Below are 23099 nucleotides of genomic sequence, written 5' to 3'. Positions count from 1 at the left end.
AGTATGCCCCATTTTTGGGCGCGAGCGCCATCGGCCGGCCATATCCCGCCCAATCTCGACTAAAATGCCGGGGTTTTCACCGTCTTCCCAGCCTGCCATGACCCAATCGACTTCCCCTCCGTTTCACATCGCCGTCATCGGCGGCGGCCCCGCCGGCCTGATGGCCGCCCAGGCGGCCGCCGACGGGGGCGCCAGGGTGGAGCTGTTCGACGCCATGCCCTCCGTCGGCCGCAAATTCCTGCTGGCGGGGCGGGGCGGCATGAACATCACGCATGCGGAAGGCTACCAGGCCTTCGTCTCGCGCTATGGCAGGCAGGCGCACCGCGTGAAAGCGGCGCTGGACCAGTTCGGCCCGCAAAAGGTGCGCGACTGGGTGCACGGCCTGGGCGTGGACACCTTCGTCGGCTCGTCGAACCGCGTCTTCCCCACGGACATGAAGGCGGCGCCCCTGCTGCGCGCCTGGCTGCACCGCCTGCGCGAAGCGGGCGTGCAATTTCACATGCGCCATCGCTGGACGGGCTGGCAGGACGGCCAGCTGGCGTTTGCCACCCCGGACGGCGAGCGCCTGTGCCGCTTTGACGCCGTCATCCTGGCGCTCGGTGGCGGCAGCTGGGCGCGGCTCGGGTCGGACGGCGCCTGGGTGCCGCTGCTGCAAGGGCAGGGCGTGGCCGTGTCACCCCTGGCGCCGGCCAATTGCGGCTTCGACGTGGACTGGAGCGCGCATTTCAGCAGCCGCCATGCGGGCGAACCGCTGACGACGGTGGCCATCTCGGCGCGCGACAGCGATGGCTGCATGATCCGGCGCCAGGGCCAGTTCGTCATCACGGCGGGCGGCGTGGAAGGCAGCCTGATTTACGCGCTATCGTCCGCCTTGCGCGAACAGATCGCCGCCGAGGGCAGCACCACCATCTGGCTGGACCTGGCGCCCGACCACAGCCATGAGCGGGTGTTCGAGGAAGTGACGCGCCCGCGCGGTGCCCGCTCCATGTCCAGTCATTTGCAAAGTCGGCTGGGCATCAAGGGCGTGAAATCGGGCCTGCTGCGCGAATGCCTGGGCGCGGCCGACTTCGCCGACGAAGCGAGGCTGGCGGCCGCCATCAAGCTGCTGCCCGTCACGCTCAAGCGCCCGCGCCCCATCGATGAAGCCATCAGCAGTGCCGGCGGGGTGGGGTTCGACGGCATCGACGGCAGCATGCTGCGCGCCATGCCGGGCGTCTTCGTCGCGGGGGAAATGCTGGACTGGGAAGCGCCGACGGGCGGCTACCTGCTGACGGCCTGCCTGGCGCAAGGCAAGGCGGCCGGCGAGCAGGCCGTGGCATGGCTGGAAAAGAGTCGCTGAAAGAGAAATGTTTCAACGCCACGACGCAGTTCACAATCGCAGCGGGCGGCGGTGGCTGAGAAGCGCAGCTGTACTCTGGTACGGGGCCGCCGGGGCAGCGAGCATCGCCGGCCGCACATCGCGCCGCGCAGTAGATTGTGAGCTGCGTCATCATTAATGCCAGATGATATCGCCGGAACCGCTTTTCTGCGCATCGCGCTGGCGCGGGTTGCCGTGGACGTGGATGTCGCCGCTGCCGCGCAGGGTCAGGTTGGCGGCGTCGCGCACGAAGACGGTGCTCTGGCCCGAGCCTTGCAGGCTGACGCTGGCCTTGTCGGCGGCCAGGTGTTCCGCATCGATATCGCCCGAACCGCTCAGGTCGGCGCGCACGAACTTGGTATTGCCGCTGGCGGCGATGCGCCCGGAACCCACCATCTCCAGCACCACGCTGTCGCTGTTGCCCGCGTTGATGTCCAGGTCGCCGCTGCCGTTGACGGTGGCTTGCACTTGCTTGTAGCGGCCCGTGAAGCTGACGTTGCCCGATCCCATCAATTCCAGGATAAAACTGTCGCCGGAAAAGCCCGTGATCTTGCTGTCGCCATTGCCGTGCACTTCCAGGCGGACGAGGGCCGGCAGCACCAGTTCTACCTGCAGGGGCTGGCGGTGGTGGAACAGCATGCCTTTCGGGCCGATATGCAGGGTCGTGCCATCGACGTTCGTCTCCACGTTCGACAGCAGGCGCTGTTCGCCGCTCACCTTCAGCGACGGCGTGCTGCCGCGCCGCAGCACCAGGTCGATAGGGCCGGCCAGGTCGATGCTGGTGATGCTGGCGGAAACGGGCCGCGTGTCGCTGCGCACGGCGCGGCCGGCAGCGCTGCTGGGGCTGCTGATGCCCTTGGCGCGCAGGGCCGCATACGACATGGCGATGAGGACCAGGGCCAGCAGGAACATGGACAGGCCCACTTTGAATAAGCGTTTCATGGCAGCCTTTCTAGTGACCTTTGAGGAGGGAGACATTCATGGCGATGTAGCGCTTGATGCCGATCAAGGTATAGCGCGTGACCACCAGGCTGAGCAGGAAGATGACTATGCCGCCGAGCAACATTCCCATGCCAAACACGGTTTGTGTCGTGCGCGCATCGCGGTCCATGTCGGTCGAGATGCGGATGCCGCTGCCGGCCAGCGCCTCGGCCCGTTCGATGACGCGCGAGGACGGCGTCGGCGTCTCCGCCGCGTCCCTGGCGGGGCCGGGCACGTGGTGCACCTCGATGCCCGTGTCGCCGATGGTGATGCGGGTTTCGCGCCGGTCATCGCCGTCGCCGCCGTCGTCATCATGGATGAGCATGTAGCGCAGGGGACCGTCGAGCACCAGTTCGTTGGCGCCGGACAGGCCGCTGGCCGTGATGGCGATGCCGGCCAGGTACAGGCTCAGGCCGACGGCGTACAGCGTGGCCAGCAGGGCCGCATACACGGCGGCGGGCACGACCATGAACAGGTTGAAGATGGCCAGGCCCACCAGCGAGACAAGCAGGCGCAGCAGGTTGACGGGCGTCTTCCTTTGCTCGAAGGCCTGGCGGTGCGTGCTGCTGCGCAGGGTCAGGGCGATTTTCTTCGGATCGCCCAGGTCGTCGGCGATCTCGCGCTCGCTGCGGCCGGCCGCCGCGCCTTCGTTGAAGGTCTGTTCGTAATAGTCGAGCGTCTTGGCCGCCAGGTCGGGCGGCAAGCCCGCCAGCGCGCGCCGCAGCGCGTCGAGAAACTCTTGTTTGTGCATAGTCATGGTTTCGGGTCCGTAAGGCCGTGTCAGCCGACTGCCGGCAGCAGCATGCTTGCCTGGCTCAGCAGCATCGGCGCCTGCCGCGGCTGCTGGCCATCGGCCACGCTGAACACGGCCAGCGCCACGATGAGTACCAGTGCCACGGCTTTCAGGCTGGTTTTCAAGTGCAAGGTGGTGGGCATGGCGTTCCTCGTGGCGGGTGGTTTGTCGATGATCAAACTGTACCCAAGCGGAGGCGGCCGCACCAGCGCGGTGCGACAGAATGCAATTTGGCAGGGTCCAGCGACACCAGGGGAGGATGCACCGTCAAGTCTACTTTACCGTCGCGCCCGTCCTGCCCGCGCCGGCACGCATGGCCCGGGCTGCCGCCACGCCGCTGCGCACGGCCGCTTCGATGGTGGCCGGGTAGTCCTGCGCGCGGTCCTCGCCGGCCGTGTAGTCGCCCGCCAGCAGCAGGCCAGGCACGCCGCTGGCGTTGCCGGGGCGTAGCAGATCGGGCGTGCAGGCAAAGGTGGCGCGCTTTTCCGTGATCAGCTGGGTCCAGGCGGGCTGTGCCAGCTCCGGCCGCCGCAAGACCTGCGCCAACTGGGCGGCGATGGCGTGCGCCAGCGGCCCGTGGCCCTGCTCGGCGGCCGTGCCGGACGCGCTGATGACGACGGCCAGCAGTCCCGCCTGGCGGGCGTCCAGCTGGCCCCGGTCGAAGACGAACTGGCCCCAGTGCTGCAGCTCCGGCGCATCGACGAGGGCGTGGAACGGCAAGTCCAGGCGCACGGCGGCGTCGTACTGCAGGTAGCAGGTGCTGATGGCTTCCGGCGTGAACGCCTGCATGCGGTCAATCGCATCGGCCAGGCGCGCGTCCTGCACGCCTTGCAGCAGGCTGGCGGCCTGCACGGACGAGGTGGCCACGATGATGCCGTCATGCGTGTCGGCATCATCGACTTGCCAGCGGCCATCGGGCAGGGCGCGTACGGCGTCCACCTTGGCGCCCGTGCGGACCTCGCCGCCATGCCGCGCCACGTAGCGGGCGGCCGCGTCGGGCAGCAGGGCACTCAAGTCCGCCTTCGGGACCAGCATGTCGGAGGCGCTGCGGCGGCTTGCCCCCAGGCTGTCGCGCAGCACGTTGATGAAGACGCGGGCCGAGGCCCGCCCGGGCGGGGTATTCAGCGCCGCCAGGCACAGCGGATGCCACATCAGCCGGCACAAAGTGTCCGTCTGGTCGAAACGCTGCAGCAGTTCGCTGACGGTGCAATCGTGGTACAGCTGCCAGCCCATCCAGCGCATGGCCGTGGAAAAGCGCATCAGCGACAGCTTGTCGGCGCGCTGCAGCCCCTTGGCGCGCAGCAAGGCCCACGCCAGGTGCAGCGGCGCGGGCAGGCGCGGCGCGACGAAGTCCATCCCGCCCGAACCGGCCGGATAGCGCATCTGCAGGGGCAGGGTAAGGATCAGCTCGCCAGGGTCCTGGCCCGCCAGTGTCATCAGGCGCAAGGTTTCCGTGTAGGCGCCCAGCAAAATGTGCTGGCCGTTGTCGAGCACGGTATTTTCTCGCTCGACGCGGCGCGCGCGGCCGCCCAGGGTGCGCGCCGCCTCGTAGACGGTGACGGCATGGCCGGCGCGGGCCAGTTCCATGGCCGCCGCGCAGCCGGCCCAGCCTGCGCCGATGACGGCATAGCGCCCCGTCACGGCCTGGTCAGCCACGGACCCAGGTCTTCCACGCCAGCCACAGTTTGCGGATGGGGGTGAGCGAGATGCGCTGTTGCAGCACATGGTAGCCGTCGCGCTCGACTTCGTTGAGCACGGTGCGGTAGATGGCGGCCATGATCAGGCCCGGGCGCTGGGCGCGGCGGTCTTCGGCCGGCAGCAGGGCCAGGGCGTCGTCATAGGCCTGCTGCGCGCGCGCCGCCTGGAAGCGCATGAGGTTTTCGAAGTTGTCGCTGTGGCGGGCGTTCAGCAGGTCGGCCGCCGTCACGTTGAACTGCTGCAACTCGTTGATGGGCAGGTAGATGCGCCCCTTGCGCGCATCCTCGCCCACGTCGCGGATGATGTTGGTCAGCTGGAAGGCATGGCCCAGCTTTTCCGCGTACAGCAGGGTTTCCGGGCGCGTGGCGCCGAAGATGCTGGCCGACAAGATGCCCACCACGCTGGCCACGTGCCAGCAATAGCGGCTCATGGCCTGGTAATCGAGGTAGCGGGTCTGGTTCAAGTCCATTTCCATGCCGTCGATGATGGCCTGCAAATGCTTTTCTTCCAGTTTGTAAACGTCCAGGTGCGGCTGCAGCGCCCGCATCACGGGGTGCGTGGGCTTGCCCTCGTACATGGCCTTGACTTCCTTGCGCCACCAGACCAGCTTGGTGCGTGCCACGGCTTCGTCCGTGCACTCGTCGACCGTGTCATCGACTTCGCGGCAGAAGGCGTACAGGGCCGTGATGGCCTTACGGCGTTCGGCGGGTAGGAACAGGAAGCTGTAGTAGAAGCTGGAGCCGCTCTGGGCGGCCTTTTGTTGGCAGTATTCGTCGGGAGACATAGTCAAAAGAGCAAGGGTTGCAGATCGAAGCCGCTATTCTATCGTCTTACAGAGTGGGCGACGGGGGAAAAGCCGTTTTTACTTGCGTCTCTTGACGCAGGCTTTTGCGCGACATGCGCAGGGCGCGCCAGAATATGATCAGCCAGTCGCGTTTCTCCAGCTTCGGGCGGCGCCGGAAGACGTCGTAATTGACGGCCTCGATACATTCGAGGATGCGCAAGCCCCCTTGCACCACGAGGCGCAATTCCCAGCCGATGCGCCCCCGCAGCCGCAGGGCCAGCGGCGCGCCGGACAGCATCAGGGCCCGCGTGCGCGCCACCTCGAAGCGCATCAGCGCGCTCCACTTGCCGTGCGCCTCGGGCCGCTCGAAGGCGGCGGGCGAGACGGCAAAGCGGCTCAGGTCTTCCATCGGCAGGTAGATGCGCTCCTTTTGCTGGTCGATGGCGACGTCTTGCAGGAAATTAATTAGTTGCAACGCTGAACATATCGCATCGGAATCGCGTACATTCTGTTCATCGGCCGCACCGTACAGGTGCAGCATTAGCAAGCCCACGGGATTGGCGGAACGGGCGCAATAGTCGAGCACGTCCTCGTAGCGGGCGTAGCGCGTCGTTTCCACGTCCTGCCTGAAGGCCGACAATAAATCGCGGAACGGTTTCAGCGGCAGCTGGAACTTGGCGATGACGGCGGCCAGGCGCTCGAACATCGCGGCGTTCTCGCCGGCATGGCCTTCTTCGCGCTCGATGCGGCCCAGCGCCTCTTCGTAGGCGTGCAAGGCGGCCAGGCGTTCGGCCGGCGTGGCGTCGCCCTCATCGGCCAGGTCGTCGGCGCTGCGGGCGAAGGCATAGATTGCCTCGACGGCCGGCACGAGGCGGCGCGGCAGTAAAAATGATGCAACAGGAAAATTTTCGTAATGGTCTACAGGCATTGAATACGCTTCTTTTTGTAATCGCGAGATTAGTGACGCAAAAGTCACTAAAAACTTTTAGGCGCGATTATAATTAATAACCAGAAAGTCAGTAAGAGGCCGCAGCTGCCTCCGATGATCCAGCTGATATTGTCACAAATTTAAGGATATCGCGTGCGGAAAATTTTTCCTGGGGCCGTCCGGCCAGAGAAAAGTTTCCTCACGCAAAAATCCAACAGCCCGCATAGTAAAGGAAAATACCTTGTTTGCCCTGAAAACCCTGCGCCGCGAGACCGGCGCAACCGCTCTTCCTGCCCTGCGCCTGATGGCCGCCGCCGCCCTGGCCGTTTCCCTGGCCGCCTGTTCCAAGCCGGTGCCAAAGGTGGAAGACGTGCGCCCCGTGCGCGCGATTGTGTTGTCCAGTAGTAATGTCGACGTGAGTGCCGAGCTGGCGGGCGAGGTCGTGCCTCGCGTGGCGTCGCAGCTGGGATTCCGCGTGGGCGGCAAGATCGTCGCGCGCAAGGTGGACGTGGGCGCCGTCGTGAAAAAGGGGCAGGTATTGATGCAGCTCGATCCCGTCGACCTGCAGCTGTCGCAGGCGCAGGCCAAGGCGGCGCTGGCCAGCGCGGAAACGAACCGCGACCTGGCACGTGCCGAGCTGAAGCGTTATCAGGACTTGCGCGAGAAAAATTTCGTCAGCCAGGCCGTGCTCGATGGCAAGGACGCCACCTACAAGGCGGCGCAATCGAACGTGGAAGCGGCGCAAGCCCTGTACCGGGGCCAGGCCAACCAGTCCGGCTATGCCAGTCTGCTGGCCGATGCCGATGGCGTCGTCACGCGCATCGATGCCGAAGTGGGGCAGGTGGTGGCGCCCGGCACGCCCGTCGTGGTGGTGGCGAAGTCCGGCGAGAAGGAAGTCGTGATCGGCATTCCGGAAGATAAGGTCGAGACCTTGCGCGGCGTCAAGGATGTCACCGTGCGCCTGTGGGCCGACCCGAAGCAGGCGCTGCCGGGCAAGATACGTGTAGTGGCGCCCGTGGCCGATGCGGCCACGCGCACCTACCTGGCCAAGGTCAGCATCCCCGACGCGCCGCAGGCACGCCTGGGCATGACGGCCGTGGTGCAGTTCGCCTCGCAGACGGCCACGCCGCAGATCAAGGTGCCGCTGACGGCCCTGTTCAACGAGAAATCGCAAAGCTCCGTGTGGGTGGTGGAAAACGGCGCCGTCAAGCTCGTGCCCGTGACCGTCGGTGGCGTGGCCGGCAATGAATTGCTGCTGACTTCGGGCGTGAAGGCGGGCCAGACCGTCGTCACGGCCGGCGTCAACCTGCTCAAGCCGGGCCAGAAAGTCACCATCCTCGGCGCGGAAACGGCCGCGCCGGTGACTGCCGCCGCGTCGCCCGTCAGCGTGGGTGCCGCCAAATGAAGGGCGGTTTCAATCTGTCGCGCTGGGCGCTCGAACATATCCCGCTGACGCGCTACCTGATGGCCGTGCTGCTGATCGGCGGCATGCTCAGCTATGCCAGCCTGGGCCAGGATGAAGATCCCCCGTTCACCTTCCGCGCCATGGTGCTGCAAGCGTACTGGCCGGGCGCCACGGCCCTGCAGATGGCCGAGCAGGTGACGGACAAGCTGGAAAAGAAGCTGCAGGAAACGCCCTACATCAATGAAATCACCAGCTATTCGAAGCCCGGTGAAACCCTGATCCTGCTGGAGTTGCGCGAATCGGCGCCGCCCAAGGAAACGGCCGCCGCCTGGTACCAGGTGCGCAAGAAGATCGGCGACATCAAGGGCACCTTGCCGGCCGGCGTCGTGGGGCCGTTCTTCAATGACGAGTTTGGCGACACGTATGGCTCCATCTTCGCCCTGTCCGGCGACGGTTTTACCTACGCGGAAATGAAGGATTACGCGGACAAGGTGCGCCAGGAACTGCTGGCCGTGGGGCAGGTGTCGAAGGTGGAACTGTTCGGCGTGCAGGATGAAAAGATCAATATCATCTTTTCGCACAAGAAATTCGCCCAGCTGGGCATTCCGTTTGACGCCATCGTGCAGCAACTGTCCGAGCAAAACAGCATCAATGCCACGGGCGTGCTGGTCACGCCGACGGACAATCTGCAGGTGCGCGTGACGGGCGCCATGGCCACCGTCAAGGACCTGGAAAACCTGGAGCTGCGGGCCAACGGCACCACCTTCCGCCTCGGTGACTTTGCCACGGTGAAACGCGAATTCACGGATCCGCCGAAGGACAAGATGCGTTTCAATGGCAAGGAAGTGATCGGCCTGGGCGTGTCGATGGAAAAGGGCGGCAACATCATCGACATGGGCAAGGCCCTGCAGGCAACCGTCACGCGTATGAAGAGCGAGTTGCCGGTCGGCATAGAATTGCAGCGCGTGTCGAACCAGCCTGAAGCCGTGTCCGCTTCCGTGGGCGAGTTCGTGCATACCCTGATCGAAGCCATTCTCATCGTGCTGGCCGTCAGCTTTGTCGCGCTGGGCCTGCACACCAAGCCGCTGCGCATCGACGTACGCCCGGGCCTGGTGGTGGCGCTGACCATCCCGCTGGTGCTGGCCGTCACTTTCCTGTGCATGCGCCTGCTCGACATCGACTTGCACAAGATTTCCCTGGGCGCCCTGATCATCGCGCTGGGCCTGCTCGTCGATGACGCCATCATCGCCGTCGAAATGATGGTGCGCAAGATGGAAGAGGGCATGTCGCGCTTCGACGCGGCCACCTTTGCATACACGTCGACGGCCATGCCCATGCTGACGGGCACCCTGATCACGGTAGCGGGCTTCTTGCCCATCGGCCTGGCCAAGTCGGCTGCCGGCGAATACACGTTTTCCCTGTTCTCCGTGAATGCACTGGCCCTGATCATTTCCTGGGTGGTGGCCGTCGTCTTCACGCCCTACATCGGCTATATCTTGCTGAAAGTGAAACCGCACGCGCATAACGACCATGAACTGTTCGATACGCCGAACTTCCGCCGTTTCCGCCGCACGGTGGCCTGGTGCGTGGAGTGGCGCAAGACGACGATCGCCGCCACCCTGGCCATCTTTGCGCTGGGTATCTACGGCTTTAACTTTATCGAAAAGCAATTTTTCCCCGATTCCAGCCGACCCGAGCTGATGGTGGAACTGTGGTCGCCCGAAGGCACGACGTTTGCTGCCAACGAGAAACAGGTGAAGAAGTTCGAGGCTTTTGTGGGCAAGCTCGACGGCGTGGAAAGCGTCACCAGCTATGTGGGAACCGGTAGCCCCCGTTTCTACCTGCCGCTGGACCAGATCTTCCCGCAGACGAATGTATCGCAAGTGGTGGTCTTGCCAAAGAGCCTGGCCGACCGCGAACGCCTGCGCCAGCAAATCGTCGACGTCTTCAAGAAGGATTTCCCGGAAGTGCGGGGCCGCGTGAAACTGTTGCCGAACGGGCCGCCCGTGCCGTATCCCGTGCAATTTCGCGTCACGGGGCCGGAAGTGGCGGGCGTGCGCGTCATCGCCGACCAGGTCAAGGATATCCTGCGCGCCAATCCGAACACCCTGGGCGTGAACGACAACTGGAATGAATCCGTGAAAGTGCTGCGCCTGGACCTGGACCAGGACAAGATGCGCGCGCTGGGCGTCACCTCGAAAACGGTGATGCAGGCGGCCAATACGATTCTGTCGGGCACCGTCATCGGCCAGTTCCGCGAAGACAATAAGCTGATCGATATCCAGGTGCGCCAGCCGCTGGAAGAACGGGCGACGATTTCCGTGCTGAACGACACGAATATCCCGACGGCGACAGGCAAGTCCGTGCCCATCTCGCAGCTGGCCCGCGCGCATTTCGTGTGGGAACCGGGCGTCGTCTGGCGCGACCGCCGCGAATGGGCCATTACCGTGCAGTCGGACGTGGTCGACGGCATCCAGGGCGCGACGGTCTCGACGCAGCTGGCGCCGCAGCTCGATGCCTTGCGCGCCAAGCTGCCGGCTGGCTACCGCATCACCGTGAAAGGCGTGGCGGCCGACAGCGGCGAGGCGGAAGCGTCGATCGCGGCGAACTTGCCGCTGGCCATCTTCATCATCTTCACCCTGCTGATGCTGCAGCTGCACAGTTTCTCGCGCGCCTTGCTCGTGTTCCTGACGGGCCCGCTGGGCGTGGCGGGCGCCGCCTTTGCCTTACTGCTGCTGCACCGTCCGCTGGGTTTCGTCGCCAACCTGGGCGTCATCGCCCTGTTCGGCATGATCATCCGCAATTCCGTGATCCTCGTCGACCAGATCGAGCAAGACATCAAGGATGGCTCCACGCCGTGGGACGCCATCATCGACTCGGCCGTGCGCCGCTGCCGCCCCATCGTGCTGACGGCGGCCGCCGCCGCGTTGGCCATGATCCCGCTGTCGCGCTCCGTTTTCTGGGGCCCGATGGCGGTCGCCATCATGGGGGGATTGATCTTGGCGACGGCTCTGACCCTGCTGTTCCTGCCAGCCCTGTATGCGGCCTGGTTCCGTGTCAAGAAGCCGGAGCCGGCGAGCGCAAAAGAGGGCTAGGAGGCAGCGCCAAGGTGCAGCCATAAAAAAGGCGGCATTCCTCTGGGAAATCCAGTAGAATGCCGCCTTTGCTTTACCGAGCGCTTGCTCCGGGCTTGTTCAATGAGTCCGCGGTAGCCAGATCGCTCCCGAGTTGTTAAAATCAAGGGAGCAGCCTGTTACAAGCAGTGCAAAATGCGGATGTGGTGGAATTGGTAGACACGCTGGTCTTAGAAGCCAGTGCTTCGGCTTGGGAGTTCGAGTCTCCCCATCCGCACCAGTCCGGGTTGCTCCAGCCCGGAAGTGCAGCACCATCAATATTTTCTCCAAGGCAGCATCAGCCCAGTGCACCGAGGGCGGCCAGTTGCCGGCTCGACTGCTGCACCATCTGCGTGATCAGGGCCTGCGCCTGCGGGTAGCCCGTTCTTTCCATCATGGATACATCCTGTGCCACCGGCAATAGTGCCTGTAGTACATATTGTCGCGTCTGTGACCAGCTTTGCTCCTGCTCCTGCGTCGGCGCTGGCGGAGGCATCTCCCTGTCCAGCAGTTGCAGCGCCGCCTGCGCCATCGCCCGTTCCTGTTTCGCCTGCACGTCCAGCGTGTCGCTGCGGGGCGGCGGCTGCTGCGCAAGATACGTGTCGAGCTTGCGGCTCTGGCGCTCGTACAGGTCGAGCAGCAGGTGGACGGTGGCGCCGGCGGGGCGCCGCTGCGTGTCGAGCGTGTCGAGCACGTCCACCAGCCAGTCCGTCATCTGGCGGCCGGCCAGCCCCAGTTCGGGCCAGGTGACGGCGCGTAACTGCTCGCCCAGGTAGCGGGCCCGGTCGATGGCGCGGCGGCTGCCGCTCATGTGCGTGCCGATGGGGCCATACAGGGGCGCCAGGGCAGCCTCGTGCCGCTCCGCAAGCAGGCACAGCAGAGCCAGCTGGACGTAGACGTGGAAGGCGGCCAGCACGCGGTGGGCATCCCAGTAATGATTGCCGTCCTCATCGGGCGCATTCCACAGCGAACATACCCTGGCCCCGTCCTCGCGTTCATAGCCTGGCAGCAGCAGGCTGTGGCCATGGCGGAAATCGTACAGTTTCTGGTGCAGCGCCTCGTGCAGCAGGTGCTCGGCCAGCCACCAGGGGTTGCCGATCAGTTCCTGGTTCAGGAACACGCTGCCATTGACGCGGAATTGCGAACTGGAAGCCTTGCCGCGCCACGTGCCCAGCGTGGGAAACAGGGCGATCAGCTGCACGTGCGACAGGGCGCTGGCGCTCAGGCGGGGCAGCAGGGCGTCGAGCAGGCGCAGGCCCCGGCGCAGCAGGGCGCGCTCGTGCGGCGTGGGCGTGGCCAGCGGCGCGCCGTAATTATCTTCCATCACGGCAAGAAACGCCGCGGCATAGGGTGTGTCTTGCTGCCAGGCATGCCATATATAAGTGTCATCCTCATGCATGGCGCGTCCGTCGTGCAGCCGCGCCAGGGCGGGCAGGCGGGCCGTCAGCGGTCCTCCCGGCAGGCCGGCGCGCAGGTGTGCGGCGGCGGCCTGGAACAGGGCTGCGCAGCGGGGCAGCGGCAAGCCATAGTCGTCGCCGAGGTGCAGCTGGCGCATGGCGTGCTGCACGGCGCAGCGCAGCACCGTGTCGCTCAGCAGCTGGCGCTGGCGGGCAGGCGCCGCCGCGTCCAGCAGCCGGGCCAGGCTTTCCGCCTCGGGCAGGGCGCTGCCCAGCTTGTGCAGGCGCCGCCGGTAGGCGACGGCCAGCTGGTCGCGGATATAGGTGCTGTCGCCAAAGGCGCGGTGGCGTACCAGCGCCGTTTCGACGGCGTCCAGCATGTCAGGGCCGGGCGGCGCGGCGCGCGGGGTGGGCACAGCCGCTGCCGCGTCAGGCGACGGTGGGATGGTCGTGGTCGTGGTGGCCATCGCCCGTCATGCGCAATTCCATTTCATCGACTTCCGTCTGGATTTTTTGCAGGTCGTCATCGGTGACGCCGTCGAGCAGGCGGCTGAGGACCATTTGCAGCTTGGCTTTGGCGTTGCTGGAACCGCCGGGTGCGCTGTCGCTCATGATGTTTTCTCCCTTAAATTCACTTGGAGAGGGAGCAGGGGACTTAGGTTTGCCTGAAAAATGGCCAAATTGAGGCAAATCAAAGGTTTTTTGCCTTAAATTCTCATCGGGAGCGCATTTCTTTGTTTCGGACGGGGCGACAGTTCGCATATACTACGAGACGAAACAGGCTGGAAAGCCTGTCTCTGGCGAAATGAAGAATGCCGGGGCAAGAGTAAAGACAGGGCAGACCCGGGCTGCGGCGATTCGTTCGCTGCCGCTGGCATCACCTGTGGCCGGGCCGCAAAGCCAGCCACTTCTCCGAAGTCCTTTGTTATAATGCCACGCTTTACCGAATGATGGCCGGCCCTGCGATTTACCTTGAAGCATGGCTGGACGCTCGGAGCCCTGTCGCAGTACTGGACGCGGCGGATTGTTTGGTGCCTGGTGCGGGTTTTCCCCTCAGCCGGGTAGACCAGGTCCATCGTCCTGCTTTCAGTACTTTTACAGATGAATATGCGAGCGAGTGAAGCTGGACCCATGTCTTGCCGCCAGTGATGGCGCAAGGGGTCGGGTCTTCTTCTCTCGTACCAACAGTGTTTATTTTTTGGACGATTTTTTACATGGCAACTGCAGTCGAAACCTTGGGCAAACTCGAACGTCGTATCACGATCTCCTTCCCGCTGACGGACGTCCGCACGGAAGTTGAGAAGCGCCTGAAAGTGCAAGCCCGTACGGCTAAGGCACCGGGCTTCCGTCCGGGCAAAGTGCCGTTGAAAATGGTCGCAGCACAATACGGCTACCAGATCGAATCCGAAGTGCTGAACGACAAAGTCGGCCGCGCTTTCAACGACGCCGCCAACGAAAACAACCTGCGCGTGGCCGGTTTCCCAAACATCGTGCCGAAAGAAGAAGCAGCCGAAGGCCAGCTGGCTTTCGATGCCACTTTTGAAGTGTATCCGGAAGTCGTCATCGGCGACCTGACGGCCGTGGAAATCGAAACCGTGCAAGCCGACGTGTCGGAAGCCGAAATCGACAAGACCATCGACATCCTGCGCAAGCAGCGCGTGCACTTCCACACCAAGGGCGAAGCTGGCGAACACGGCGACGGCGGCGAGGCTATCGCTGCCAACGGCGACCGCGTGACCGTGGACTTCGTCGGCTCGATCGACGGCGTTGAATTCCCGGGCGGCAAAGCCGACGGCTACGCTTTCGTGCTGGGCGAAGGCCGCATGCTGCCGGAATTCGAAGCAGCGACCCTGGGCCTGAAAGTGGGCGAGTCGAAGACGTTCCCGTTGTCGTTCCCTGAGGACTACCATGGCAAGGACGTGGCCGGCAAAACCGCCTCGTTCACCATCACCCTGCAAAAGCTGGAATGGGCGCACCTGCCGGAAGTCGATGCCGAATTCGCCAAGTCCCTGGGCGTTGCCGATGGCGACCTGGTCAAGATGCGCGAAGACATCAAAGTCAACCTGCAGCGCGAAGTCGCTGGCCGCGTGAAAGCACGCAACAAGGAAGCCGTCATGGACGCGCTGATCAAAGTTGCTGAGCTGGAAGTGCCAAAGACCCTGATCGCTCAGGATTCCGAGCGTCTGGCCGAAATGACCCGCCAGGACATGGCGCAGCGCGGCATGAACGTCAAGGACGTGCCTTTCCCAGCAGAACTGTTCGCGGAAAAAGCCGAGCGTCGCGTACGCCTGGGCCTGATCCTGTCGCAACTGGTGGGCGACAACAAGCTGCAGGCAACGCCTGAGCAAGTCAAGGCGCAGATCGAAGATTTCGCCCAAAGCTACGAAGACCCACGCGAAGTGCTGAAGTACTACTACAGCGACCGTCGTCGCCTGGGTGAGATCGAAGCCCTTGTATTGGAAGAAAACGTCGTCACCTACGTGTTGGGCCTGTCGAAAGTTACGACGAAAGCAGTTGCTTTCGACGAATTGATGGGAAGCAACGCACAAGCGTAAACCAGTTGGTATCCGGATGCTTGCTCTTGCCGCAAGGTAAGGGCGGTATCCCCTAACTGCTTCACAAGGAAATGAAATGACAGGTATGAACCGTAATCCGGCGCTGGACACAGAGATGCTCGGCCTGGTGCCGATGGTGGTGGAACAAAGCGGTCGCGGCGAGCGCTCGTATGATATTTACTCGCGCCTGCTGAAGGAACGCTTGATTTTCATGGTCGGCCCGGTCAATGACCAGATGGCCAACCTGGTCGTCGCCCAGCTGCTGTTCCTGGAAAGCGAAAATCCGGAAAAGGAAATCTCGCTCTACATCAACTCGCCAGGTGGTTCGGTCTCGGCCGGCATGGCCATCTACGACACCATGCAGTTCATCAAGCCGGACGTCTCGACCCTGTGCACGGGCATGGCCGCTTCGATGGGCGCTTTCCTGCTGGCCGCCGGCGCCAAGGGCAAGCGTTTCTCGCTGCCGAACTCGCGCATCATGATTCACCAGCCGTCCGGTGGTTCGCAAGGCATGGCGTCGGACATCGAGATCCAGGCGAAGGAAATCCTCTACCTGCGTACCCGCTTGAACGGCATCATGGCCGAGCGCACGGGCCAGACGATCGAACAGATCGCCAAGGACACCGACCGCGACCGTTTCATGTCCGCCGACGAGGCCGTTGAGTATGGTTTGATCGACAAAGTGTTGACCAGCCGCGCTTGATGAGCCCCTACCGGTATTGCTAAGTACGTAAGTAAACGCCCGGGCGATCAAACGTTCGGGCGTTTCGCTTTTATTTCGGGTAGCATGGAGCTTGTGCACGTTGTTGACTTGCGCCATGGGTAGCTGCCTTTCCGGCAACTGCCGCACTCCGGCTTGCGATTTTGCAATATTGTTAATGCAGTTCCAACCAAAATGCCTTATGTCAGACAAAAAATCCTCTAGCGGCGAAAAATTACTGTATTGCTCGTTCTGCGGCAAAAGCCAGCACGAGGTGAAGAAACTCATCGCCGGCCCGTCCGTGTTCATTTGCGACGAGTGCATCGACCTGTGCAACGACATCATCCGTGATGAAACGTCGAGCATCGAGACGGTGACCGGTAGCAAATCCGACCTGCCGACGCCGCAAGAAATTGCCGCCTTGCTCGATCAGTACGTGATCGGCCAGCAGACTGCCAAGCGCATCCTGTCGGTGGCGGTGTACAACCATTACAAGCGCCTCAAGCACCTGGGCAAGAAAGACGACATCGAACTGGCCAAGAGCAACATCTTGCTGGTCGGTCCTACCGGCTCGGGCAAGACCCTGCTGGCACAGACCCTGGCGCGCATGCTCAACGTGCCGTTCGTGATCGCCGACGCCACCACCCTGACCGAAGCCGGTTACGTGGGCGAGGACGTGGAAAACATCATCCAGAAGTTGCTGCAAAGCTGCAACTATGACGTCGAGAAAGCCCAGCGCGGCATCGTCTACATCGATGAAATCGACAAGATTTCGCGCAAGTCCGACAATCCGTCCATCACGCGCGACGTGTCGGGCGAGGGCGTGCAGCAAGCCTTGCTGAAACTCATCGAAGGCACGATGGCATCCGTGCCGCCACAAGGCGGCCGCAAGCATCCGAACCAGGATTTCGTGCAGATCGACACGACCAACATCATGTTCATCTGCGGCGGCGCCTTCGACGGCCTGTCGAAAGTGATCGCCAACCGTTCCGAAAAGAGCGGCATCGGCTTCTCGGCCACGGTGCGCAGCAAGTCGCAAAGCTCGGCCAGCGAACTGATGCTGCAAGCGGAACCGGAAGACCTGGTCAAGTTCGGCCTGATCCCGGAACTGGTGGGTCGCCTGCCCGTCATCGCCACCCTGGCGGAATTGACGGAAGAGGCGCTGATCCAGATCCTCGTCGAGCCGAAGAATGCGCTGATCAAGCAGTATTCCAAGCTGCTCGAGATGGAAGGCGCGGAACTGGAGATTCGTCCGGCCGCCCTGCATGCGATCGCCAAGAAGGCGCTGGCGCGCAAGACGGGCGCCCGTGGCCTGCGTTCCATCCTGGAACACGCTTTGCTGGACGTCATGTATGAACTGCCGAGCGAACAAAATGTGGTGAAAGTCGTCATCGACGAAAATACCATCACCAGCGGCGCCAAACCTTTGTTGATTTATCAAGAGACTGCCAAAGCCTCCGGAGAAAATTGAAAACTGCCGAGACAAATGCATAAAAAGGGTTTTGATTCCTTAATGCATGGCAGTACAATTTAAATCAATGAGTGCAGGCTTCAATCGTAAAGCCACTCGCGGCGCTTAGCTGCGCGTGGCTTTTTTACTGTGACAACTGCACTTGTTACCGTCATGCGGGTGTGTTTTGCGAAATAGACTTTATGTTTGTTTCACAGAATTATTTATTCTCGCCGGTCTTGTGTTTTGGCAGCGAGCGCCAACATCGTAAACACGCTTTCTATAAGGTACGCCATGACAACTTCCAAATTAACTGAGCAAACTCAACTGCCGTTATTGCCGTTGCGGGATGTCGTCGTCTTCCCGCATATGGTGATACCGCTGTTCGTTGGCCGTCCAAAGTCGATCAAGGCGCTGGAAGCTGCGATGGAGCAGGGCAAGAGCATCATGCTTGCCGCTCAAAAAGCAGCCGCGAAGGACGAGCCGTCGCCTTCGGATATCTATGAAATTGGCTGCGTCGCCAATATCCTGCAAATGCTGAAGCTGCCCGATGGCACCGTCAAGGTGCTGGTCGAAGGCGCGCAGCGTGCCCGCATCAACCATATCAGCGATGCGCCGACGCACTTCATCGCCGATCTGACGCCGCTCGAGTCCGAGCCGGGCGACGAGTCGGAAGTCGAAGCCATGCGCCGCGCGATCGTGCAGCAGTTCGACCAGTACGTCAAACTGAACAAAAAAATTCCTCCGGAAATCCTCGCATCCCTGTCGGGCATCGATGACGCCGGCCGCCTGGCCGACACGGTGGCCGCGCACCTGCCCCTGAAGCTTGAGCAAAAACAAGTCATCCTGGAAATTTTCAGCGTGGCCAAGCGCCTCGAGCACCTGCTGGGCCAACTCGAAGGCGAACTCGATATCCTGCAGGTGGAAAAGCGCATCCGCGGCAGAGTCAAGCGCCAGATGGAAAAATCGCAGCGCGAGTACTACCTGAACGAACAGGTCAAGGCGATCCAGAAGGAACTGGGCGAGGGCGAGGATGGTGCCGACCTCGACGAGCTGGAGAAAAAAGTCGCGTCGGCCAAGATGCCGAAGGAAGCGCTCGACAAGGCCACCAACGAGCTGAAAAAGCTGAAATTGATGTCGCCGATGTCGGCAGAAGCCACCGTCGTGCGCAACTACATCGACACCCTCGTCAATTTGCCCTGGAAAAAGAAATCCAAGGTCAATAACGACCTGTCGAATGCGGAAAAAGTGCTCGAAGGCGACCATTACGGCCTCGACAAGGTCAAGGAACGCATCCTGGAGTACCTCGCGGTGCAACAGCGCGTCGACAAGCTGAAAGCCCCCATCCTGTGCTTCGTCGGCCCTCCGGGCGTCGGCAAGACCTCGCTGGGGCAGTCCATCGCCCGCGCGACGAACCGCAAGTTCGTGCGCATGGCCCTGGGCGGCGTGCGCGACGAGGCGGAAATCCGCGGCCACCGCCGCACCTACATCGGCTCGATGCCGGGCAAGATCCTGCAATCGCTGTCGAAAGTCGGCGTGCGCAATCCCCTGTTCCTGCTCGACGAAGTCGACAAGATGGGCGCCGATTTCCGTGGCGACCCGTCGTCGGCCCTGCTGGAAGTGCTGGACCCGGAACAGAACCACACGTTCTCCGACCACTACATCGAAGTCGATTTCGACTTGTCGGATGTGATGTTCGTGGCGACGTCGAACTCGTACAACATTCCGCCAGCCTTGCTCGACCGCATGGAAGTGATCCGCCTGTCCGGCTACACGGAAGATGAAAAGACCAGCATCGCGCAGCGCTACCTGCTGCCGAAGCAGATCAAGAACAATGGCTTGAAGGAAGATGAAATCTCGGTGGCCGAGTCGGCCCTGCGCGACATCATCCGCTACTACACGCGGGAAGCGGGCGTGCGTTCGCTCGAGCGGGAAGTGTCGAAGATCTGCCGCAAGGTGGTCAAGATGCTGCTGCTGAAAAAATCCGACAAGAAAGTCATCGTCAACTCGAAGAACCTGGACAAGTTCCTCGGCGTGCGCCGCTACGATTTTGGTGTCGCAGAGAAAGAAAACCAGGTGGGCCAGGTGGTCGGTCTGGCATGGACGGAAGTGGGCGGTGACCTGCTGACCATCGAAGCCGTGTCGATGCCAGGCAAGGGCGGCGTCATCCGCACGGGTACCCTGGGCGACGTCATGAAAGAGTCGATCGAGGCGGCCCGCACGGTGGTGCGCAGCCGGGCACAGCGCCTGGGCATCAAGGAGGACGTGTTCGAGAAGAGCGACATCCACATCCACGTGCCGGAGGGCGCGACGCCGAAGGATGGTCCTTCGGCGGGCGCGGCCATGACGGTGGCCATGGTGTCGGTCTTCACGGGCATTCCCGTGCGTGCCGACGTGGCGATGACGGGCGAAATCACCTTGCGCGGCGAAGTGCTGCCGATCGGCGGCTTGAAGGAGAAGCTGCTGGCGGCCCATCGCGGCGGCATCAAGACGGTGCTGATTCCCGAGCAGAACGTGAAGGACCTGGCTGACATTCCGGACAACGTCAAGAACAAGCTGGAGATCGTGCCCGTGCGCTGGATCGACAAAGTGCTGGAAATCGCCCTCGAGCGCTTGCCTGAACCGCTGGCGGAAGTGGCTGCCGTGGAAGCCGTGACGGCCGCCGCGGCCAAGCCCGATACGGCTGGCGAGGTGGTAAAACACTAACGTTTTACCCCTGTTTTCCCCAAACAAGCGCTTTTAGAGCGCTTGTTTTATATTGAAACGTGAATTGCGCCCCCAAAGCGCTTGACACATATACAGTGTGGCTTGTTTAATACGCCTGCACATTTTTTTCGCCGGACAGCTGTGGTGCCAAAAGTGCCGCAACGATACGGTAAACGTTTTATACCTTTGTAATTGGGGATGCTAGTGAACAAGACTGAATTGATCGACCACATTGCTGAAAAAGCTGACATTTCCAAAGCCGCCGCTGCGCGCGCACTCGACGCTGTTATCGGCGGCGTGACGGAAACTTTGAAAAACAACGACAGCGTAACGCTGGTTGGTTTCGGTACTTTCTCGGTGAGCGAACGCGCTGAGCGTACCGGCCGCAATCCGCGTACCAAGGAAGCGATCACGATCGAAGCTGCAAAAGTTCCAAAATTTAAAGCTGGTAAAGCTTTGAAGGATGCGGTAAACTAACGGACTTCGGTGAGGTGACAATCACCGGAAACGTTTGGCGGCACTCCAGGGTGCCGCGATTTCAGGGTTGAAGTTCTGCGAATGACGATCCTGAAAACAAATGCAAGCAGTACTGTGTATTTTTCGGAGTGGTAGTTCAGTTGGTTAGAATGCCGGCCTGTCACGTCGGAGGTCGCGGGTTCGAGTCCCGTCCGCTCCGCCAAAAAAAATACGCTCTCAAGGAGTGGTAGTTCAGTTGGTTAGAATACCGGCCTGTCACGTCGGGGGTCGCGGGTTCGAGTCCCGTCCGCTCCGCCAGAATATAGAAACCCGCGCTGCCGAATAAGCAGCGCGGGTTTTTCTTTTATGCGCCCGATTATCTTCGCGCCGCCCGCTATTAAATCCCCGCAGTGCCGTCTTGAATAAGGAGGGCGCGTGCATTTAAATCCCCTTTAAGCTGGAGCGGGTTTAATGGCCGAGCCTGGCGTGCCGCCGGCAATGCCTGCGCCCGTGCCGCCGGGGCAGGGCGCGGCCCCTGATTTACTCTTGCTATAGCGCTATGGGCATTGTAGAATCAGGAGATAATGGCTTGGGCGTCAGAATCCTGCTTTAGTTCCAGCGCCAAGTTGTTGAATCTAAAGGGGAAGTGGACATCTGTCCCGTCCATTCCGCCGAAGAAATCAAGGCGAACGCATGTTCGCCTTTTTTTATAGTGATCCACTCATCCCGAATTGGCTGACCATGTTTGAATTTATTCGTACCCATCGACGCTTGATGCAGTTTCTCTTGATGCTGGTCATCGTCCCGTCCTTTGCACTGGTCGGTATCAGCGGCTACCAAAGCTTCGGCGACGGCGCGAACACCATCGCCAAGGTCGGCGACCAGGTGATCACGCAGCAGCAATATGAAGAAGCGCAACGCCAGCAGATCGACCGCTACCGCCAGATGATGGGCGAGCAGTTCGACCAGAAAATGTTCGATACGCCGGAAGCGCGCCAGAGCATCCTCGACAACCTGATCGCCGAGCGCGCCGTGTCCGCCGAAGTGGGCCGCAGCCACCTGGTCATCAGCGATGCCGTGCTGCAAAAAGAAGTGCTGGCCATCCCTGGCCTGACCTTGCCGGATGGTAAATTCGACCTGGAACGCTACAAGGCCATGCTGGCCGCCCAGGGCATGACGCCGCAGATGTACGATGCGCGTCGCCGCAGCGACCTGGCCCTGCAGCAACTGGCCGGCGCCGTGCAAGGCACGGCCTTCGCCCCGGGCACCGTCACCAAGCGTCTGTCGGACATCACCTCGGAAGAGCGTGAAGTGCAGGAGTTGCTGTTGCCGATCGCCCAGTACGTGTCGGAAGTCAAGGTCACGGACGCCATGGTCAAGGATTTCTATGAGAAGAACGCCAAGTTCTTCATGATCCCGGAACAGGCCAAGGTCGAATACGTCGTGCTCGACGACAGCGCCGCCGGCGAGCAGGTCGACGTCACCGACGCCGACGTGACCAGCTACTACGCGAAGAACCAGAAAGCCTACACGACGGAAGAAGCGCGCCAGGCCAGCCATATCCTGGTGGCAGTCAAGAAAGACGCCTCCGCCGCCGACAAGGCCGCCGCCAAGGCCAAGGCCGAAGCCATCCTCGCCGAAGTGCGCAAGGCGCCAGCCAGCTTTGCCGCCGTGGCAAAGGCCAAGTCGGAAGATCCGGCGTCCGCGGAACAGGGCGGCGACCTGGGCGTGATCGGCAAGGATGGCTTGCCGACACCGCTGCTCAATGCCGTCGCGAAACTCAAGCAAGGCGAAATCAGCGATGTCGTCGCTTCCGATTTCGGCTACCACATCCTGACCGTGACCTCGCTCAAGCCGCAGCACGTGCGGACGCTGGATGAAGTGCGCGGTGAAATCACGGCCGACCTGCGCAAGCAATTTGCTGCCAAGAAATACTCGGAAATGGCGGAAACCTTCACCAACACCGTGTACGAGCAATCGGACAGCCTGAAGCCTGTGGCCGACAAGCTGAAACTGAAAGTGGAAACCGTGGCCAACCTGTCGCGCACGCCGTCGCCGGCACTGGGCACGGCGCCGTTCAACAACGCCAAGTTCCTCGCCGCCATCTTCTCGAACGACTCGCTGAAGGACAAGCGCAACACGGAAGCCGTGACCGTGGCACCAAACGTCCTGATCGCTGGCCGCGTGGTGGAATTCAAGCCGGCATCGAAGCGTCCGCTGGCCGACGTCGAAGCCATGATCCGCCAGCGCGTGACCATGGAAGAAGCGGAAAAGCTGGCGAAGAAAGCGGGCGAAGCCAAGCTGGCCGCATTGAAGGCCTCGGGCGATGCCACCGGTTTCGGTGCCGCGCAATGGGTGTCGCGTAGCAAGCTCGACGGCATCAACCGTGCCGCCATCGCGCAAGTCATGAAGGCCGACACGAGCAAGCTGCCAGCCTACGTGGGCGTCGAATTGCCCGCCCTGGGCTATGGCATCTACCGCATCGGCAAGGTGCAGCAGCCGGCCCAGGTGGACGAGGCGCGCCGCCAGCAAGAGAAAGACCAGATCAGCTCCATCCTGGCACAACAGGAAATGTTCGATTACGTCGAGTACCTGAAATCGAAGGCCAAGGTGAAGATCGTCAAGCCATTGACGGCACCAGCCGCCGCGCCGGAAGCGCCGTAATTAGTTTCCATGCATAAAAATAGCCGCTCTTGAGCGGCTATTTTTTTGTCTGCGAGTTGTGAACCTTGTTTAACCCAAGGGCGCAAGACTGGGGGGGAGGGCGGCCGCTTCG

General features: G+C 62.2%; 17 protein-coding genes and 3 tRNA genes. 12 read left to right on the top strand and 8 right to left on the bottom strand.

Annotated features, from left to right (window positions below; genetic code table 11):
- Nucleotides 1–97: 97 nt before the first annotated feature.
- A complete protein-coding gene (locus tag AC07VL_RS22055; protein ID WP_494807741.1) occupies nucleotides 98–1339 on the top strand; it encodes a TIGR03862 family flavoprotein in 1242 nt (413 codons plus the stop codon).
- Nucleotides 1340–1492: 153 nt separating this feature from the next.
- Here the strand turns inward: AC07VL_RS22055 and AC07VL_RS22050 are convergent, their stop codons facing one another.
- The 6 genes from AC07VL_RS22050 to hpnC form a co-directional block, all read right to left on the bottom strand.
- Nucleotides 1493–2299, bottom strand: a complete 807-nt coding sequence (locus AC07VL_RS22050; protein ID WP_494807740.1) for a head GIN domain-containing protein — start codon at nucleotides 2297–2299, stop codon at nucleotides 1493–1495.
- Nucleotides 2300–2309: 10 nt separating this feature from the next.
- Entirely contained in the window at nucleotides 2310–3095 is a 786-nt protein-coding gene (locus tag AC07VL_RS22045) for a DUF1700 domain-containing protein (protein WP_494807739.1), read from the bottom strand.
- 23 nt (nucleotides 3096–3118) lie between these two features.
- Nucleotides 3119–3274, bottom strand: a complete 156-nt coding sequence (locus AC07VL_RS22040; protein ID WP_494807738.1) for a hypothetical protein — start codon at nucleotides 3272–3274, stop codon at nucleotides 3119–3121.
- A 130-nt stretch (nucleotides 3275–3404) separates the two neighbouring features.
- Entirely contained in the window at nucleotides 3405–4787 is a 1383-nt protein-coding gene (gene hpnE / locus AC07VL_RS22035; protein WP_494807737.1) for a hydroxysqualene dehydroxylase HpnE, read from the bottom strand.
- Nucleotides 4780–5613 carry a presqualene diphosphate synthase HpnD gene (gene hpnD / locus AC07VL_RS22030; protein WP_494807786.1) on the bottom strand — a complete coding sequence of 278 codons (834 nt, stop codon included), beginning with the start codon at nucleotides 5611–5613 and terminating at the stop codon, nucleotides 4780–4782. Before hpnD ends, hpnE begins: the two co-directional genes overlap by 8 nt.
- A 46-nt stretch (nucleotides 5614–5659) precedes the next feature.
- The gene (gene hpnC / locus AC07VL_RS22025; protein ID WP_494807736.1) at nucleotides 5660–6541 is read right to left on the bottom strand and encodes a squalene synthase HpnC; all 882 of its coding nucleotides are present in this window, start codon (nucleotides 6539–6541) and stop codon (nucleotides 5660–5662) included.
- A 241-nt stretch (nucleotides 6542–6782) separates the two neighbouring features.
- On the opposite strand from hpnC, the gene AC07VL_RS22020 reads away from it, so the two are divergent.
- From AC07VL_RS22020 to AC07VL_RS22010, 3 genes are all read left to right on the top strand, one after another.
- Nucleotides 6783–7946 carry an efflux RND transporter periplasmic adaptor subunit gene (locus AC07VL_RS22020; protein WP_494807735.1) on the top strand — a complete coding sequence of 388 codons (1164 nt, stop codon included), beginning with the start codon at nucleotides 6783–6785 and terminating at the stop codon, nucleotides 7944–7946.
- A complete protein-coding gene (locus AC07VL_RS22015; RefSeq protein ID WP_494807734.1) occupies nucleotides 7943–11041 on the top strand; it encodes an efflux RND transporter permease subunit in 3099 nt (1032 codons plus the stop codon). The genes AC07VL_RS22020 and AC07VL_RS22015 overlap by 4 nt, the downstream gene beginning before the upstream one ends.
- A 176-nt stretch (nucleotides 11042–11217) precedes the next feature.
- A tRNA-Leu gene (locus AC07VL_RS22010) sits at nucleotides 11218–11300 on the top strand.
- Between the two features lie 57 nt (nucleotides 11301–11357).
- Here AC07VL_RS22010 and AC07VL_RS22005 read toward each other — a convergent pair.
- Nucleotides 11358–12923 (bottom strand): hypothetical protein, encoded by a 1566-nt coding sequence (locus AC07VL_RS22005; RefSeq protein ID WP_494807733.1) that lies wholly within the window; start codon nucleotides 12921–12923, stop codon nucleotides 11358–11360.
- Complete coding sequence (locus AC07VL_RS22000; RefSeq protein WP_494807732.1) at nucleotides 12886–13068, bottom strand: hypothetical protein; 183 nt, start codon at nucleotides 13066–13068, stop codon at nucleotides 12886–12888. Before AC07VL_RS22000 ends, AC07VL_RS22005 begins: the two co-directional genes overlap by 38 nt.
- A gap of 602 nt (nucleotides 13069–13670) precedes the next feature.
- On the opposite strand from AC07VL_RS22000, the gene tig reads away from it, so the two are divergent.
- The 8 genes from tig (at nucleotide 13671) to AC07VL_RS21960 (ending at nucleotide 22987) form a co-directional block, all read left to right on the top strand.
- Nucleotides 13671–15011 (top strand): trigger factor, encoded by a 1341-nt coding sequence (gene tig, locus AC07VL_RS21995; RefSeq protein ID WP_494807731.1) that lies wholly within the window; start codon nucleotides 13671–13673, stop codon nucleotides 15009–15011.
- Nucleotides 15012–15096: 85 nt separating this feature from the next.
- Nucleotides 15097–15714, top strand: coding sequence for an ATP-dependent Clp endopeptidase proteolytic subunit ClpP (gene clpP, locus AC07VL_RS21990; RefSeq protein WP_369811567.1), 618 nt, complete (start codon nucleotides 15097–15099; stop codon nucleotides 15712–15714).
- A 199-nt stretch (nucleotides 15715–15913) separates the two neighbouring features.
- Nucleotides 15914–17182, top strand: a complete 1269-nt coding sequence (gene clpX, locus AC07VL_RS21985; RefSeq protein WP_101481168.1) for an ATP-dependent Clp protease ATP-binding subunit ClpX — start codon at nucleotides 15914–15916, stop codon at nucleotides 17180–17182.
- Between the two features lie 273 nt (nucleotides 17183–17455).
- Entirely contained in the window at nucleotides 17456–19867 is a 2412-nt protein-coding gene (lon, locus tag AC07VL_RS21980; RefSeq protein ID WP_494807730.1) for an endopeptidase La, read from the top strand.
- Between the two features lie 204 nt (nucleotides 19868–20071).
- A complete protein-coding gene (locus tag AC07VL_RS21975) occupies nucleotides 20072–20344 on the top strand; it encodes an HU family DNA-binding protein (protein ID WP_010398442.1) in 273 nt (90 codons plus the stop codon).
- 125 nt (nucleotides 20345–20469) lie between these two features.
- Nucleotides 20470–20546, top strand: a tRNA-Asp gene (locus tag AC07VL_RS21970).
- A gap of 18 nt (nucleotides 20547–20564) precedes the next feature.
- Nucleotides 20565–20641 (top strand) — tRNA-Asp (locus AC07VL_RS21965).
- Between the two features lie 423 nt (nucleotides 20642–21064).
- The gene (locus AC07VL_RS21960) at nucleotides 21065–22987 is read left to right on the top strand and encodes a SurA N-terminal domain-containing protein (protein ID WP_494807729.1); all 1923 of its coding nucleotides are present in this window, start codon (nucleotides 21065–21067) and stop codon (nucleotides 22985–22987) included.
- Nucleotides 22988–23099: the final 112 nt, after the last annotated feature.

This window comes from Janthinobacterium sp. GW821-FHT03C08 (assembly GCF_059420905.1).
The sequence above is the reverse complement of the archived record's forward strand: the minus strand, read 5'-3'. Positions and strand labels throughout refer to the sequence as shown.